The 17,354-nt window shown below is 64.1% G+C and carries 12 protein-coding genes; all 12 read right to left on the reverse strand.

Translation table 11 applies throughout. The annotated features are described in order from the left end of the window. Positions 1-66: 66 nt before the first annotated feature. On the reverse strand, positions 67-2,796 hold the full coding sequence (locus tag ACIPZ8_RS12055) for a glycosyltransferase (protein WP_400723075.1): 2,730 nt from the start codon (positions 2,794-2,796) through the stop codon (positions 67-69). Between the two features lie 53 nt (positions 2,797-2,849). Beyond that, the gene (locus ACIPZ8_RS12060; protein WP_400723078.1) at positions 2,850-6,422 is read right to left on the reverse strand and encodes a glycosyltransferase; all 3,573 of its coding nucleotides are present in this window, start codon (positions 6,420-6,422) and stop codon (positions 2,850-2,852) included. A 72-nt stretch (positions 6,423-6,494) separates the two neighbouring features. Continuing rightward, entirely contained in the window at positions 6,495-8,078 is a 1,584-nt protein-coding gene (locus ACIPZ8_RS12065) for a flagellar hook-associated protein 3 (RefSeq protein ID WP_400723081.1), read from the reverse strand. Between the two features lie 13 nt (positions 8,079-8,091). After that, positions 8,092-10,125, reverse strand: coding sequence for a flagellar hook-associated protein FlgK (flgK, locus tag ACIPZ8_RS12070; RefSeq protein ID WP_400723084.1), 2,034 nt, complete (start codon positions 10,123-10,125; stop codon positions 8,092-8,094). Positions 10,126-10,137: 12 nt separating this feature from the next. Beyond that, positions 10,138-11,304 carry a flagellar assembly peptidoglycan hydrolase FlgJ gene (gene flgJ / locus ACIPZ8_RS12075; protein ID WP_400723087.1) on the reverse strand — a complete coding sequence of 389 codons (1,167 nt, stop codon included), beginning with the start codon at positions 11,302-11,304 and terminating at the stop codon, positions 10,138-10,140. An 11-nt stretch (positions 11,305-11,315) separates the two neighbouring features. Continuing rightward, positions 11,316-12,425 carry a flagellar basal body P-ring protein FlgI gene (locus ACIPZ8_RS12080; protein ID WP_400723090.1) on the reverse strand — a complete coding sequence of 370 codons (1,110 nt, stop codon included), beginning with the start codon at positions 12,423-12,425 and terminating at the stop codon, positions 11,316-11,318. Positions 12,426-12,437: 12 nt separating this feature from the next. After that, positions 12,438-13,133 carry a flagellar basal body L-ring protein FlgH gene (gene flgH / locus ACIPZ8_RS12085; RefSeq protein WP_027921149.1) on the reverse strand — a complete coding sequence of 232 codons (696 nt, stop codon included), beginning with the start codon at positions 13,131-13,133 and terminating at the stop codon, positions 12,438-12,440. A 46-nt stretch (positions 13,134-13,179) separates the two neighbouring features. Next, a complete protein-coding gene (flgG, locus tag ACIPZ8_RS12090) occupies positions 13,180-13,965 on the reverse strand; it encodes a flagellar basal-body rod protein FlgG (RefSeq protein WP_027921148.1) in 786 nt (261 codons plus the stop codon). 47 nt (positions 13,966-14,012) lie between these two features. Continuing rightward, complete coding sequence (gene flgF, locus ACIPZ8_RS12095; protein ID WP_099814220.1) at positions 14,013-14,753, reverse strand: flagellar basal-body rod protein FlgF; 741 nt, start codon at positions 14,751-14,753, stop codon at positions 14,013-14,015. 180 nt (positions 14,754-14,933) lie between these two features. Continuing rightward, positions 14,934-15,119 carry a hypothetical protein gene (locus tag ACIPZ8_RS12100; RefSeq protein WP_400723095.1) on the reverse strand — a complete coding sequence of 62 codons (186 nt, stop codon included), beginning with the start codon at positions 15,117-15,119 and terminating at the stop codon, positions 14,934-14,936. A gap of 135 nt (positions 15,120-15,254) precedes the next feature. Next, entirely contained in the window at positions 15,255-16,607 is a 1,353-nt protein-coding gene (gene flgE / locus ACIPZ8_RS12105) for a flagellar hook protein FlgE (RefSeq protein WP_400723098.1), read from the reverse strand. Positions 16,608-16,634: 27 nt separating this feature from the next. Continuing rightward, the gene (gene flgD / locus ACIPZ8_RS12110; RefSeq protein ID WP_400723100.1) at positions 16,635-17,342 is read right to left on the reverse strand and encodes a flagellar hook assembly protein FlgD; all 708 of its coding nucleotides are present in this window, start codon (positions 17,340-17,342) and stop codon (positions 16,635-16,637) included. Between the last annotated feature and the right edge of the window lie 12 nt (positions 17,343-17,354).

Below are 17,354 nucleotides of genomic sequence, written 5' to 3' on the forward strand. Positions count from 1 at the left end.
GCATAAAAAAACCGCTACCTGTAATGGGTAGCGGTTTTTTCTTGTCCCTGGCTCAGGCACCCAGCCTCATTGCTGACGCACCGCGCTCAACGCATCGCTTGCCCAGCTGCTGCTGAAGGCTGCCGGCCAACGCGCCTGCAGCGCTTGGCAGGCCACCTTGTCGGGCTCGCTCGCTGCATCGGCGAACAATTGCGCTACCGGCGTCCAGACCACCAGCAAGCCCGCTGCCGCCGCCGTCAGGCAGATGTCCAGATCGAACGCCCGCAACGGCTGCAGGCCTCCACAATGGTCAAACAGGTCACGGCGCAGCAACATGCAATCAGCGGACACCCCGGCGCAACTGCGCACCGACACCGGCCAGCGCGCCTTGACACACCCCTCTGCCGAAAGCCCCTGCCAAGGCTGGTACGCCAGCGGCCCCTGCAACAGGTCAAAGCCCGCATGAACGACGGTACCATCGCGGGCGAGCAGGCGGGCGCCGACCACCCCCACTTCTGGCCTGAGCCCCTCGTTGAGCAGCCCCTCGATCCACGCGGGTGAAATCACCTCGCAGTGCTCGCCGAGCAGCAGCAGGTATTCGCCTCGCGCCTCTTGCGCCGCCAGGTTGAGCAACTCATCTCGCCCGCTCACCGCACCGGCCAGCAGCACGAGCCGTTGGCCGAACCCTTGCAGGGCGGCGGCGGTGGCTTCGGCGTGCTCGGCAGCGCAGGCAACCCGCAGCTCGTAGCGTGGGTAGCGTGTACGCTGCAGAACACTGGTCAGGCAGGCCTGCAGGCGCGGCAGATTACCCTCGGCAGCCACCAGGATGCTCACCAGTGGTGTGGCCGAATGACGGAAATCCATCACCAGGCCAGTGTCGCCCTGGTCATGCACTTCACCCCGGTAGCCCAGCTGCGTCAGGTGCCGCTTGAGCGTCACCCGCGCGTCGGCCAGCAATGCCGGCGTCGCCTGGTTGCCAACGACCAGGTATTCATCCATGTGCGCCAGCCCCCCCTGCCCATGCTGTTCCACCAGGCGCAGCAACAGGTCGAACTCCAGCGCATCGCGGCAGGTCTCGCTGTAACCGCCCAAGGCCACAACCGTTTCGCGGCGTACGCACCAATGCCGCGACATCAGCCCCGGCTGCGCCCGCAGCAGGTCGAGATTGCTACCAGGCCGCACTACCCCATGCAGGCGACCCTCGGCATCACGCTGCACTTCATTGGCACAGACTGCCAGGCAGCCTGACGCCTCAGCCAGCTCCTGCTGCAGGCGCAGCAAGCCGCCGCCGACCAGGGTATCGCCCGCGTCCAGCAACATCAGCCAGTCGCTGTTGAGTTGGCGTACTTGCTGATTGAGATGCGTGACCCAGTTGCTTTCACTGACCTGGACGAAATGCAAGGTATCGCGCGCAGTGGTGATCGCCGGGGGCTTGCCACCCTTGAGCACCACCAGCTTGAACTGACGCAGCCCGCTGGCCAGCAAGCTGTCGAACGTCGCCTGCAGTGCCAGATCGTCGTCGGCCAGGTCGATGACCACGAAGGTAACCTGCGCGCCTGGGCGCTTGTTCACCGTTGCCAGCAGACGCTGCTGGGTGGCCTTGTCGGGCTTGGCCGCTGCCAGTGCCTCGAGCACCTGGCCAGAACCCGTGCTGCGCAACCAGCCGTTGCCATCGATACCGGGCAGTGCCTGCAAGCGCACGAGCCAGTCACCCAGCTCGCGGGCGCGCTCGCCATCGTCCTTGCCGGTGAGGGTCGGCACCAGGCGCTGGCACACCTCCAGGTTGAACAGGCCCAGCGCCAGCGCCTTCCAGTAACGCTGCTGCAAGGTCTCGGCCGTGTCGTTGGGATGCACCTGCAGCAACTCGCGCTGGCGCACCCAGGTACCTTCCAGGGCCTGACGGTGCGCCGACCCGGTTGGCCAGGCATGGCAGAGGAATTCCAGCGCGCTCAAGCGCTCGAACAGAGCGCGGTTGTAGTAAGGCAGCTCAACGTACTGGCGTGGCTCGAACACGCGCTCCGGCTCGCCGATCACCGTGCCCCATGGCGAGGTGAACAGTAACGGCGCGTCACCCTGGTCGTAGGTCGCACGGACAAACCGATTGAGCACGGTAAAACCGGCCTCGTCATCGCACGCCCGCAGCTGCTTGCCATCCCAGTCGCGCAGCAGGCGCACGGTGCGGCTCAGCTGCTCATCGCGGGCCACCGGGGACAGGGTGCCCGGGGTCAACTCGCAGATCACATCGGTCTGCGCCAGTTGAACGATGCCACCCGCCGCCACCAGGGCATAGGACAGGGCCACGCGCCAGGCGCTGAAGTCCAGCTCACCCGGCAAGCTATCGAGCGCCGCCTGCACGGCACTGACGCGCATCACCGCTCGCCAGGCCTGTTGTCCGGCCATGGCATATTGACGCAAGCGTGCGCGGGCAGTGTCTTCGTCCACAGGGTCGAAGGCCGAACCGACCTTGTGATAGCTCATCCGGGCATTGCCTGGCGCATACGCCAGCGCATAACCCTGGGCGCCCTGCAGCCGGGGTTGCGCCTGCAGGCAGGCGGCGGCTTGCTGCAAGGCAGGTACCAGCACGAAGTCGGCATCCAGGGCCAAGGTCACGAATGGCGTGGCCACCTGCTGCAGAGCCTGGGCCAGCCGCCCGCTGCACTGCTCGGCTGGCGCGCCCGCCTTTAGCGACTCCAGGGCCAGGCAGGGAATGCCGGCCTGCCGATAGTAGTGGACAGCCCGGGCACGATGGTCCGGTTGTTCATGCCCAAGCAGGACGACGGTCACTTCGTTGTGCGACCCGGTTGCAGTTTCGGCCATAGGGCACCTGTTCAAGTTGTTGGTCCGGCGCCCGCCTGTAGCGGGCACGAGGTTCAGTCTGCCAGCCAGGCGTTGGCCCACTGCTGCAAGTGATGCGGCATGAGCACGTAGTCGCGCAGTACCGCCTCGCGCAGGGCATCGCCCTGGCGGTAGCTGGCCTGAGGGTCGGCAAGGTGCATGCGCACCGCCTCCAGCCATTGCTCGGGGGTGTTGTCGCGTACCCGCGTGCACGGCAGGTAGCCGTCATAGGCCTTGGTGTCGGTGCAGATCACCGGGAACCCGCAAGCACCGTACTCCAGCAAGCGCAGGTTGCTCTTGCAGTCGTTGAACAGGTTCTGTTCAAGCGGTGCAAGTGCCAGGTCGAGGTTGAGGCTGGCCAGTTTCTGCGGGTACTGTGCCAATGGCACGCCCTTGTGGAATTCCTTCACGTAGGGGCGCAGGACATCCGGGCACATGCCGAAGAACACCCAGTCGACTTCGTCCGCCAGCGTCTTGATGAGCTCCAGCAGCAACTCCAGGTCGCCCCGGTGGCTGGTGCCGCCAGCCCAGCCCACCCGCGGCCGCGCGCTGCTCTGACGTTCACTGGCAAGCCCTGCCCAGAGTGGCGCGGCAAGCATGTTCGGGACCACGCGGATATCGTGGTGCATGCCCGACAGCGCATCGGCCAGCGGCTGGGTCGAAACCACGACCCGGTCGCACAGGGCAATGCCCTGGGTTACCAGTTCACGCATGTTGGCCGGCATGTTGCGGGAATGGCCGTTCTTTTTCGGCACGTCGATGATGTAATCATCGATCTCGTAGATACGCCGGGCGTTCGACAGGCGCTTGAAACGGGTCATTTCATCGATCGAGTTGGCCGTGTAGCGGCACTGCAAGATCATCACGTCGGGCTGCTCGCGCTCGATCTCGATCATCTCCGGCGTACTGAAATCGAGGCGGCCCTGAATCCACCCGGCACGCTCAAGTTCGGCGAATGGCTGCGCCACCCGGTAGTGCCCCACCGCCGAAGTGTTGATCGGCAGTGCCAGCACCGATGGCAGCACGCGGCTGATGAAAGGGTCCCAGCCACGACGCTGCCCGGCATGGAGATTGAAGCTGGCCATCTTCAGGCTGAGATTGCGATTGTAGGCTGGATCGCGTGCGACCTTGGCCAGCCAGCGCTCATGGAAGATGTCCTTGTCCAGCACCTTGCGCTGGCTGTCGGCCCATGCGTCGCGGGCCGAGGCAAAGCGGCCGAGCACCGCATGTGGCGTCCATACCGCCAGGTAACCTTGCTCACGAATGCGCAGGCACAGGTCGGCGTCCTGCAGGCCACCCTGCAACCCTTGCACATCGAAGCCACCTAGCGTTTCGAACAGCTCACGGCGCACCAGCAGGCAGTCCAGGCTCAGCGCGCTCCAGTTCTGCACAGCGTTGAGCCGGTACATGTAACCGCCGCTGTCGGCCGGCATGCCGACGAACGGGCTGCTCACGCTGCCATGCAGCCCCAGCACCAGGCCAGCCGCGAAGATCTCGCCCTTGTGGGTACATAGCTTGGGCGCGACCGCGCCGACCTCAGGGCGCTGTGCCTGGGCCATCAATTGCTCCAGCCAGGTGCGGTCGATGGCCACGCAGGCACTGTCGAGCATCAGCAGGTAGTCACCACGGGCGGCTTGGCACGCCTGGTTCAACTGCGCGACAGGGCTGGCACTGGCGACCTCGACCACCCGCAGCTGATCACTTCCCAACCCCTGCATGGCCTGCAGCCACTGGCGCAACTCGGCCGGTGTGTCGGGCGAGGCGATCAGCAGCACCTCGAAATTGCCATAACGGGTGTGTTCGAACAGGGACTCGACACAGCGCGTTGCCGTCGCCTGGTCATCACCGAGCGTGACCAGGATCGAAACCCCGGCCTGCACCGGGTGCCGATAGCTGACCTGGCACAGCGAAATGTTCGCAGAACCAATGACCTCGGCGTCGACGCCCAGGCGTTGCAGGTGGGCCTGCACCACACGCGGAGCCTGCATCACGCAGCGTGGGTCGCTCAGCCACTGGCCGAAATCCCATTGGCAATGCACCAGCAGTTCGTCGATATGCTCGATGACCTGCAGGCCATGGCTTTCGGCCAGACGCCACAGCGCATCATGGGGAGCGAGCACATCGAAATCCACATCGAAGCCACCGATCCCGCGCAAGGTCTCGCACTTGAAGGCCAAGACCCGCCCGACATAGGGCAGGCTGCGCATCAGGTCGAGGTTGAAGTCAGGCTTGAAGATCGGTGTCGTCGGGTGCAGGGCATCGTGGCTGCCTTCATCAACGTAGAGACAGGCCCGCTCGCGCAACGCCATGCGCTCGCCCATGATCGCCAGTGCGTGGGGCTCCAGGCGGTCACCGGCGCGCAACAGCAAGACCCAGTCGGCATCGTCGGCACGCGCCAGGCGCGCCTGCAACGGGGCCAGGCCGTTGCCCTCGACGAGCAAGCGCTCGACGCCGACCGGGTCGGCCAGTTCCAGGGTCGCGGGCGCCAGCAGCCAGATACCGGCTGCGGCGTACGACTGCGCAGCCAGGCTGTCGAGGGTCGCACGTAACGCCAACGCTTCGCCCGCCTCGGCCATGATGACCGGGATGATTCGTGGCTGCCTTGGCCAATGCTCGAAGCGCTTGGGCAAGGCCTTGAGCTGCGCGGCAGACAGATCGCGGCATTCCAGCCACTGGGCATAGACCTCGTCAAACGACAGGCAGTCGGTGCCGACCTGCTGTGCCTGGCGGGCCTGCTGGGCACCGTACAGACGATTGAGTTCGTATTCGTCCCAGCTCGCGTCCTGGGCACCGTGATAGCGATCCAGCGGCAGGTACCGCACCCAGCCACTGGCAGGCGCCGGCTCGCTGGCACGTGCCGCCAGCATCGACTTGAGCCACTCGGTCTCGCTGGTGAACGCCATGGTCATCCCGGCCTGGTGGCTGAGGCGCCCAGGGTGCAGGCGCTCCATGCTCAGGAAGCGGGTCAGATGACCGAGATTGCCACGCCGCATCAGGCAGATGTACAGGGCCATGTCCAGGCGCGCAACGAAACCTTGCCCGTCCTGGACCAGGGCCGGCAGGAACTCCGCCACCAGGTCGCGGCGCATCAGGGCATGGCTGAGACCTCCGAACAGGTTCGGGGCATTGGTTTCCAGCGCCTCGAGCAAGTCGCTGCCTTTGACCACGGCATCTTCCGGGCAGATCACCGCATTGAGCATGCGCGGCGGCAACAAGGCATCGTCGGCCGCGCACAGCATGCGCTGGCAGATGGTCAGGCTGACATCGGCATGCTGCGCCATGAGCGCGGCCTGCAGGCCGACGCATTCGGGGAACAGGCGATCGTCGTCACAGAGAAACTTGATCAACGCTCCCTGGGCCTGCTCAAGGCACGCCAGCAGGTTGCGCGCGAAGCCGAGTGTGCGGGGGTTTCGCACATAGCGCACCGGCTTGCCGGTCTCGCTCGTTACCGCATCGACGATATCGCGGATTTCAGGGCCTCGACTGTCGTCGCAGACCAGCACCTCCAACGCCGGATAATCCTGGTCGAGTGCACTGAGCAGGGTGGCGCGGAAGAACTCGGGGTTGAAGGCGGGAATGGCGATGCTGACGAGGGTCTGTTGATTCACGGTAAAGACCTTGAAGAAGCTTCGTGGCCAGCACCGGGCGGGCTGGCACACGGGTGACGCCGGGAGGAATTGTCAGATGTAGTTGACCAGCGACAGACCAGCGACCTTGGCATAGGCCTGCAGCGAAGCCTGCAGCATGTTGGTCTGCATCTGCAGACGCAGCATCACTTCGGCAGGATCGCTTTCGCGGATCGAACTCTGGGTCTTGGTATTCTCGGTGCTCAGGGCTTCGTTGGTTTCGGCCTGCACGTCCAGGGCCTGGCCACGGCCGCCGATGGCGCTGATCGACGAAGATACCTGGTTGGTGGCACTGGCGATGTTGCCAATCGCCGAGTCCAGCGAGGCCAGGAAGTTCTTGCGGGCCACCGGGTCGCCATCGACCGGGCTGTTCAGCGCGGTGCGCAGCTTGCTGATGGTGTCGAGGACGTTCTGGGTCTGGTGGGTATCGACCTTGACCGCGAACGAATCGCCACTGCTCGGTGCACCCGACAGTTCGAAGCTGACACCTGCCGCCGTTGCGGTGGTCCCGGTCGGCCCGCCCAGCGCACCCGACGCCACCGGGCGGCTATCCGCAGTCACGGGCGAGGCATAGAGTTCGAAGGTATTGGTACCGGTGAACTTGAGCACGGCACCACCGGACGGGAACGCAGCCTGGTAGGCAGCCTGGTCGGTGATGGTCGCGCCGGTAATCTGCTCGGACGAGGCGTTGCCCGGGCTGCGGGTGCCAGAGACATCATCGGGCTTGGAACTCAACGAGAAGGTGTGGCCGGCGATGACCGCATCTTCGTTGCCCTTGTCGCCAGCCTGGAAACTGACGTCCAGGCGCAGGTCGACGCCACGGAAGCTGATCGTGGCATTTTCGGCGTTCGGGTCGAACTTGCCACCCTGGCTGGCGTCGAGGGTGACATCGTTGTTGTTGGCGTCAGTGATCTTGTATTCGGTGCTGCTGATGAACTCGATCTTGTACGGTTCGCCACTGCGGAAGCGGTCGTTGTAGGTCGCGCTGCCGGATACCTGGCCATTGGACAGGCTGACACGGCCATCGTCGGTGGCCGGCGCGGTCAGCGTGGTCTGGCTGCGGCTGGTATTGAGCGCTTGCTGGAAGGCATCGTAGCCGGTTTCGTTGGCCGCCAGGCTGAGCATGTCACCCACCTGCAGGTTCAACTTGCTCTGGTCGCCCTGGTAGCTGTAGGTACCGTCGGCATTACGCACGAAGGGCTGCGTATCGCCCTTGGAGCCCGAGAAGATGTACTTGCCGTTCTCGTCCTTGCTGTTCATCAGGGTGAACAGCTGGTCTTCGAGCGAAGAGAGCTCCTCGGCATTGGCCTTGCGATCGGCGTCGGTGAACGAGCCATTGCCCGAACTCACCGCCAGTTCGTTGACCCGCTGCAGGATGGTACCAATCGAGTTCAGCGTGCTCTCGGCAGTACCCAGCGCATTGCGCACGCTGGTGATGTTGCCGCTGTACTGCTTGAGCATGTTCTGCTGCTGCTCCAGCTGCAGCAACCGCGCCGCCCCTACCGGATCGTCCTTGGCCGAACGCACGCGGATACCATCGCTGGCCTCCTGCTGAGTCTTCACCGTCTTGGCGAAGTTGCTCTGGTAGTTGGCCTGGTTGGTGTTGTAGAACTGCGAAGTGGAGATGCGTACGCTCACGATCTACGGCTCCTTAAAGACTGTTGATCAGGGTGGCGAAGGTTTCCTGGGCCGCCTTGATGATCTGCGACGACGCGGTGTAGTACTGCTGGAACTTGATCAGGTTGCCGGTCTCTTCGTCGATCGAGACACCCGACACGCCGTTGCGCGCATCCAGCGCCGAGGTGTGCAGGGCGGTGGTGGCGTCGCTGTCCATCTGCGCCTGGCCGGCCTTGCCGCCGACGTTGGACACCAGCTTCGCGTAGGCATCGGTGAAGCTGATGCCCTTGCCGTTGGCACCCACTTCGACGGTGGACTTGGTCTGCAGGTCGATCACCGACTGGCCGTTGCGGTTGTCTGCCGAGCCCGCACCCGTCAGCGCAACGGTGTAGCTGTCGCCCTCCTTCGGTGCGCCGGAGACGCTCATTTCGAAGGTGAAGTTGCTGCCCAGCGAGTTGCCGCTGCCATCGACCATCGGCACCGACAGCTGCAGCTTGTTTTCCTGGCCGGGGATGATCGTACCGCTGCCGATGTTGTTGCCTTTGGCGTCGTACATCGTGTACGTCTGCGGCGAGCTGCCGTCGCTACCGAACACCAGCTTGACGGGCGTCGAGTACTTCAGGCCGGTCTGTAGCTGCGAGCGCTGGGTGGCATCGTAGATGTCCATTTCCGAGGTCAGCGTCGGCTGGGTGATCACGCCGGTGCCTTTGTTGCCGGAGCCACTGGTAGCGGTCAGCGGCGACGCCAGCGCCAGGCGCTTGGGGTCGGTCAGCACGGTGTCGATGCCCGCTGCGGCATTGCGCGTCGGGGTGATCTTGAAGCTGTCGCCAGCGCTCAGGCCACCGCCATTGAGCGACAGGGTGAAACCGTCGATGACCGGTGGCGGAGTGTCGCTGAGGTCGAAGCTGCCCATGTCGGTGCCGTCGGGCAGCTTGCGCACGTTGTAGCCGGTGGCGCTGGTGAACGTCACCTGGTAGTCGCTGGTGGTCAGCTTGCCAGTGTCCTTGATGGTCACATCGAGGTTGCCGGAGCCTGCGCTGTTGCCCGACTTGGGGACACTGCGCTGGGCGATGGCCGCAGCGCTGTTGATGTCGGCGAACAGCGTGGCACCGAACTCGCCATTCTTGTCGATACCCTGCGCCAGCTGGCTGTTGATGGCATCAGCCACCACCAGGGCCACGCGACCGAGCTCGTTGAGCGCCGGGTCGAGGGTTTCCTTGCGGTAGCGGATCAGGCCGCCCAGCTCACCACCGGTGGTGCTGTTGGTGATGTCCATCTTGGTCGAACCGCGATTGAGGATCAGGCTCATGCGGGTCGGGTCGGTGGCGCTCGGCTCCACACCGATGGTCTGGGTGGTGTTGCCCAGCACCAGGGCCTGGCCGTTCTTCAGGTAGATGTCGTAGTTGCCGTTCTTCTGCTCCACCACGTCGGCACCGATCAGCGACGACAACTCGCGCACCGCGCCATCACGCTGGTCGAGCAGGTCGTTGGGCTGGCCGTTGACGGCGGTCATCTTGGAGATCTGGCCGTTGAGGTCGGCAATCGACTTGGTCAGGGCGTTGACCTTGTCGGCGATCGACGCCATGTTGGCGTTGATGTCGCTGTTCTGCTGGTTGAACTGCGCCGACAGGGTATTGAAACGCTTGGCCAGGGACTGGGCGCTGGTCAGCAGCAGCTGGCGCGAGGCGTCCTCGGTCGGCTTGGAGGCAGCGTCCTGCATGGCACTGAAGAAGCTCTGCAGCGCGGCGGTGATGCCGGTGTCGCTGCTCGACAGGGCGGTGTCCAGCGGCGAGATCTGATTCAGGTACGAGGTGGCGTCGCTGCTAAGCGACGTGGTGGTACGCAGCTGGTTCTCGAGGAACGCGTTGTACACCCGACGCACGTCGGCCAGGGTGGTGCCGGTGCCGATGAACACCTGGCCGACCTGCTGGCCGCCCTTGGTCTTCTGCACGTTCTGCTGGCGCGAGTAGCTCTCGACATCGGCGTTGGCGATGTTGTTACCGAGGGTGTACATCCCCGACTGCGCGGCGCCAAGCCCCGACATGCCAATATTGATCAGACTCGCCATGGTTCCATACCCTTAAAGTTTCGTTGTGGTACCGAGCATTGCGTAGCTCTCGTACGACTTCATCTGTCTTGCGATCTGCGAGATCTTGCTGGCGTAGTTCGGGTCGGTGGCGTACCCGGCCTTTTGCAGCTCTCGCACGAATTGTTCTGGGTTATCGGCCGACTTCACCGCATCTTGATAGCGCGAATTGCTCTGCAGCAGGCTTACCAGGTCATGGAAACTGTCCTGGTAAGAATCGTAGGAACGGAACGCCGCCGTCTCCTTGACGAACTGGCCGTCGCGGAATTCGCTGGTGATCGCCCGCGCCGAATCGCCGTCCCAATTGCTGCTGGCCTTGATGCCGAACAGGTTGTGGCTGCTGCTGCCGTCACTGTTGCGCATGACCGACTTGCCCCAGCCGGTTTCCAGGGCGGCCTGGGCCACCAGGTAGCGCGGGTCGACACCGATGCGCTTGGCGGCCTGTTCGGCCATCGGCAGCATGGTGGCGACAAATTCGTCGCTATCGGCAAAGGCCTTCTTCGGTGCCAGCGGCGGCTGCGCCACGGCGCGGCCAGTGATGCGCAGGCCGTTGTCCGGGATGGCGATGGCCTTGGCCACCTGCTGCCCGTCACGGGCCGGCACGGTAGCGGTATTGGTGGCCGCGGCCGGGCTGGTGGCCGAGGGCACGATGCCGGCCAGCAGGCGGTCGGTGAGCTTGCCTGGCAGCGCCAGGCGCCGCGAGTTGAGCGCGGCAACGTCGTTGCGCGTGGCTGTTGTCTGGGTGGCCTGCACCGGGTCGGCCACCTTGTTGCCCCACAGCGTCGGCGCATTGCCATCGACACGCGGGAACGGGCTGGTGTTGACCGGGGCACTCTTGTGCTTCGACAGCTGGCGCACCAGCACGTCCTGCAGGCCGATACCGCCACCCTCGCGGGACATGCTCACGGCCAGCTGCTGGTCGTACATGTCGCGGTACTGCTTGACCGTTTCGCTGTTCATCGGGTTGTCGTCGGCCAGCACATCGCTGGCCTTGCGCGAGGCCTTGAGCATCTCGCTGATGAACAGCGACTCGAACTCCTGGGCCACCTTGCGCACGTTGGCGTCGCTGTCGCGGTCACCGTGCTTGAGCGAGCTCAGGCGATTGAGGTCGGTGTAGGCACCGCTGTCGGCGTGACTGGAGACCAGGCTCTTCGAATTCATCCGTGGCGTCCTCAGATCACGATCAGGTCGGCTTGCAGGGCGCCGGCCTGTTTCAGTGCTTCGAGGATGGCCATCAGGTCGCCGGGGGCCGCGCCAACCTGGTTCACCGCGCGAACGATCTCATCCAGCGTGGTGCCCGGGCCGAACTTGAACATCGGCTTGGCTTCCTGCTCGGCGTTGACGCGCGAACGCGGAACCACCGCCGTCTGGCCATTGGAGAACGGCCCCGGCTGGCTGACGATCGGGTCTTCGGTAATGGTCACGGTCAGGCTGCCGTGGGTCACCGCCGCTGGCGAGACCTTGACGTTCTGACCGATGACGATGGTCCCGGTACGCGAGTTGATGATGACCTTGGCCACGGCCTGGCCCGGGTCGATCTCGAGGTTCTCGAGGATCGACAGGTAGTCGACCCGCTGGCTCGGGTCCATCGGTGCGGTGACCCGCACCGAGCCGCCGTCCACGGCCTGGGCCACACCTGGGCCGAGCAGGTCGTTGACCTTGTCGACGATGCGCTTGGCGGTGGTGAAGTCCGGGCGATTGAGGTTCAGGGTCAGGCTGTTGCCCTGGTTGAAACCGCTCGGCACGGCGCGCTCGACCGAGGCGCCGCCAGGAATACGGCCGGCCGACGGAACGTTGACGGTGATCTTCGAGCCGTCACGGCCTTCGGCATCGAAGCCGCCGACCACCAGGTTGCCCTGGGCGATGGCGTAGACGTTGCCGTCGATCCCCTTGAGCGGGGTCATCAGCAAGCTGCCACCGCGCAGGCTCTTGGAGTTGCCGATCGACGATACGGTGATGTCCACCACCTGGCCCGGCTTGGCAAACGCCGGCAGGTCGGCATGCACCGACACGGCAGCGACGTTCTTCAGCTGCACGTTGCCGGAGCCGGCCGGCACCTTGATGCCGAACTGCGACAGCATGTTGTTGAAGGTCTGCAGGGTGAACGGGGTCTGGGTGGTCTGGTCACCCGTGCCGTTCAGACCCACCACCAGGCCATAACCGATCAACTGGTTGGAACGCACGCCGGAGATGCTGGCAATGTCCTTGAGGCGCTCGGCGTGGGCACCGAACGCGCAGGACAGGAGCAGGGTCGTGGCTATCAGCTGCCTAACGTTGAACATGTTCATCCGTACTCAGAAGGGCCAAAGCGGGCTCATGAAGAAGCGGTCCAGCCACCCGGGCTGGCTGGCATCGGCGAAGGAACCTGTGCCCGAATAGGTGATGCGCGCATCGGCAACACGGGTGGACGGTACGGTGTTGTCGGTGGCGATGTCGTCGGCGCGGATCAAGCCGGCGATACGCACCAGCTCTTCACCGGTGTTCAGGGTCATCCACTTCTCGCCGCGCACGGCGATGATGCCGTTGGGCAGCACCTCGGCCACGGTGACAGTGATCGAGCCGGTCAGGGTGTTGCCCTGGGTGGCCTTGCTGTCGCCCTTGGTGGTGCGATCACCGCTGTAGCCGGCCTCGAGCGAAAGGTCACCGCTGCCGAACGGGTTGTTGGTGTTGGGGTTGGAACCGAACAGCGAGGTCAGGCCAATGTCGGCCTTGCTGTTCTTCTGGATCTGGGAACCTGCGTTCTTGCTCGCCGACGTGCGTTCGTTGAGGGTGATGGTGATGATGTCACCCACGCGGAACGCTTTGCGGTCGGTGTACAGGCCCTGCTCGAAACCGGCCTGGTAGATCGAACCGTTGTTGGCTGCCGCCGGCAGCGGGGTGCGCGGCAGAACCGGCGCGTAATACGGGTCGTTCGGCTTCGGCGTCGGCGCGACGCAACCTGCCAACACAACCGCCCCCCCCAGGGCGAACACAGACAACAGACGTTTCATGAAACTTACCTCACGGTGTAACGGGAGTAGAACCTGTACCAGGGCTTTAGAGCTGTTGAGTCACGAACGACAGCATCTGGTCGGCGGTGGAAATGACCTTGGAGTTCATCTCGTAGGCACGCTGGGTGGTGATCATGTTCACCAGTTCTTCCACGGTGCTGACGTTGGAGTTTTCCAAGGTCTGCTGCAGGGTGGTGCCGAAGCCGTTCAGGCCTGGGGTACCGACCTGTGGCGCGCCACTGGCAGCGGTTTCCAGGAACAGGTTGTCACCGATTGCCTGCAGGCCGGCCGGGTTGATGAAGTCGGCGGTCTGCAGGTTGCCGATGACCTGTGCAGCCGGGTTGCCGGCGGTGGTGATCGACACGGTGCCGTCCTGGCCGACGGTGAAGGTCTGGGCGTCGTTCGGCACCACGATCGCCGGCTCCAGGGCAAAGCCTTGGGCGGTGACGATCTGGCCATCGGAGTTCAGGTGGAAGGTACCGTCACGGGTGTACGAGACCGTGCCGTCCGGCTGCAGCACCTGGAAGAAGCCACGACCGTTGACAGCCATGTCCAGCGGGTTCTCGGTGGTCTGCAGGCTGCCGGTCTGGAAGTTCTTCTGGGTGCCGACGATGCGCACACCGGTACCGACCTGCAGGCCCGATGGCAGTTCGCTGTCCTGGGTCGACTGCGCGCCTGGCTGACGCTTGATCTGGTACAGCAGGTCGGCGAACTCGGCACGATCCCGCTTGAAGCCGGTGGTCGAGACGTTGGCCAGGTTGTTGGAAATGACGGTCAGGTTGGTGTCCTGGGCGGACAGGCCGGTTTTAGCGACCCAAAGAGCCGGAAGCATCAGTTTTCTCCTCGTGCGCCTGTTTTACGGCACCCGTTCAAAGTTGGTTAGCCGATTTGCAAAACACGCGCCATGGCTTCATCGCCTTCCTTGGCCGCGTTCATCATTTTCACGTGCAGCTCGAACTGGCGGGACAGCGCCAGCACCGAAGTCATCTCTTCCACTGCATTGACGTTGCTGCCTTCGAGGAAGCCCGACACCACCCGCACATTGACGTCGGCGGCAGCCGGTTGGCCATTCTGGGTGTGGATCAGCCCGTCCAGGCCCTTGGTCATGCTCTTGATGTCCGGGTTGACCAGCTTGATGCGATCGACCTCGGCCATCACCCGCGGGTCTTCACCCATCGAGCGAATGCTGATGGTGCCGTCGGCACCGACTTCGACTTTCTGCTCTGGCGGAATGGCAATCGGGCCACCGTTGCCGATCACCGGCATGCCGTTGCCGGCACGCAGCACGCCGAGGGCGTCGATGTTCAGGCTGCCGGTGCGCACGTAGGCTTCGCTGCCATCCGGCGCCTGCACGGCGATGAAGCCCTGACCGCTCACGGCCACGTCCAGCTCGCGCCCGGTCTCGACCATCGGCCCTTCGCTGAAGTCGGTGGCCGGGCGTTCGGTCATGGCAAACGCCCGCGACGGAAAGCTGTCACCGAACACCGGCATCGAGCGCGCCTGCTCCAGGTCGCGCTGGAAGCCATTGGTGGAAACGTTCGCCAGGTTGTTGGCGTGGGCCTTCTGCGCCAGCGCGTTCTGGCTGGCGCCGGTCATGGCCACGTAAAGCATCTTGTCCACAGTCATCCTCCGCTGCACTGACGATCGTTTGCCGCTCGCCGTTGCTGTGCAGGCTCTAAAGCAAGTTCCGAACCAACTTTTCGAATTCATGAAAAAGCCCGTAAATACGGGCTTTTTCGGGGTTCTGCCGAAGGGCGAACGCCGGTTATCCGGCGCCGGATTGCCGCTGGCGGCAAATCATCATGGCTCGCGGCAACCGCCATTGCTGAAGGGGCCGGCGAATTTCTTCCAGCCTTCCCCTGGCGGCCATTGCGAGCACACCAGCCGGCCATCCACCTGGCTTTCCCAGCGCCACCAGGGCGCGGTGCCAGCGTTGGCCTGGTACAGACAAAATGCGGCAATCAATGTGACGACCAGCCTTTTCATGAACCCTCCAGATCGCCGGGGCCGCTTCGCGACCCTTTCGCGACACAAGGCCGCTCCTACAGGGAAATGCGAAATCCTGTGGGAGCGGCCTTGTGTCGCGAAAGGGCTGCGCAGCAGCCCCCTGTCCGACAACCATCAGGTCATCTGGATGATGGTCTGCATGATGGTGCTTTCGGTGGAGATGGTCTTGGCGTTCGCCTGGTAGTTGCTCTGCGCCTTGATCAGCTCGACCAGCTCCTGGGTCAGGTTGACGTTGGAGGCTTCCAGCGCGTTGGACTCGACGCTGCCCAGGGTGCCGGTTTTCGGCGAGTCGATGCCCGGAATACCCGACGAGTAGGTCTCGGTCCAGCGCGTGCCACCAATCTGCTGCAACCCTTGCTCGTTGGCAAAGCTGGCCAGGGCCACCTGACCGATGGCGCGCGACTGCTGGTTGCTGAAGCTGGCGAACATCACGCCGGTGGAATCGATCGACAGGCTCGACAGGATACCGGTGGCGTAGCCGTCCTGGGACTGCGACATGCGCGCGGTCTCGGTGTTGTACGAGGTGGTGCTGTTCATCGACAGCTTCATGCCGTCGGCGCTCTCCGCCGAGCCGTTGGAGGCCCAGTTGCCCGCAGCGTCCTTGGCCGCCGGGACCCAGCCCTTGAGGGTGAAGGTATTGTTGGTCACCGCCCATTCGGCGTTGGCCGGAGCACCCGGCGGAATGCTGGCCGGGTTGGTGGCCATGGACGCCACGCTGCCGTCGGAGTTGAAGGTCATGGTCGCTTCCAGCGGCGCAGTGGAAGTCGGGTCCATCGGGTTGCGACCATCTACCAGGGTGTACATGGTCCACTGGTTCGTACCGGTCTTGCGGTAGAACTGCTCCATGGTGTGCTCGTTGCCCTGGCTGTCGTACACCTTGGTCGGGAAGGACTTGGTGTAGGTGGTGTCATCCGCCGGGTCGAAGGTCGGGCCGGCAGGCGTTGCGCTCGGCAGCGGGATGATGGTCGCTTCGGAGTTGAGGTTGATGCCCTGGTCGATCAGGGTGGTGGCCTTCGGCGCAAGCGACGAGGTGTCGATCTTCAGGTCGGTCAGCACGCCGCGCTTGATGTTGCCGTTCTCGTCGGCGGCATAGCCCTGCAGGCGCAGGCCGTCCGAGGTGACCACGTAGTTGTCCTTGCTGTTCTGGAAGGCGCCGGCACGGGTGTACACGCGCGCGCCGTTGTCCGACAGCACGAAGAAGCCCTGGCCCTGGATACCCATGTCCAGCACGTTGCCGGTGTTGTTGACGTCACCCTGGCTGAACTGCTGGGAGATCGCCGCCAGGCGCACACCGTTGCCGACCTGGTTCTTGCCCACGCCCAGGCGGTTGGCACCGGCGTAGACGTCGGCGAACTCGGCACGCGACGACTTGAAGCCGGTGGTGTTGACGTTGGCAATGTTGTTGCCGGTAACGTCCAGCTGCTTGTTGGCTGCGTACAGACCGCTAAGGCCGATATTGAAAGACATGCTGTTGCTCCTTGTGCCGTTCTGGCCTTAGATACCGATGGTTTGTACGTCGGAGAGGGAAACCTTGCCGACCCCGGCGAGGTTGAGCACCATCTCGCCCGTGGTGTTGAAGCTGACGCTGGTGACCTTGGCCGGCAGCAGGGTGTTCATCTGCACCGACTTGCCGTCCACGGTGGTGCTGGCAGTGAAGGTGTAGGTGCCTGGGTCGACCTTCTCGCCGCTCGAGTTGGTGCCATCCCAGATGAAGTCGGCATAGCCGGCTTTCTGTTCGCCCACCTCAATGGTCTTGACGGTGTTGCCGTCCTTGTCCTTGACGGTGATCTTCGCCCCGTCGATGGCCTGCGGCACGACGAACTGGCCATTGAAGCTGTCGGCGGTGTCGACCACGGCCTTGTCGTTCTGCACGATCACCGAGCGGCCGACCAGCGACGAGGCCTGCAGCGCCTGGGACGAGGCCATGGCACTGGTAATGTTGGTAACCGATTCGTTCAGCGAGGTGATGCCTTCGAGGCTGCTGAACTGGGCCAACTGGGCCACGAACTCGCTGTTGTCCTGCGGGTCGAGCGGGTTCTGGTGCTGCATCTGGGTGACCAGCAACTGGAGGAACGCATCCTTGCCCAAGGTCTGGCCGCCAGTCGCAGAACTGGTCGTGGAAGTTTTCTTATCGCTGCTGGTGACACCGGACGCCGCGATCACGTCGTTGAGGTTCACACCGCTGGTGCTATCGACTGCCATGGTCTGGATTCC

Origin of the sequence: Pseudomonas sp. NPDC089422 (genome assembly GCF_044749405.1) — a bacterium.
Lineage (GTDB): Bacteria > Pseudomonadota > Gammaproteobacteria > Pseudomonadales > Pseudomonadaceae > Aquipseudomonas.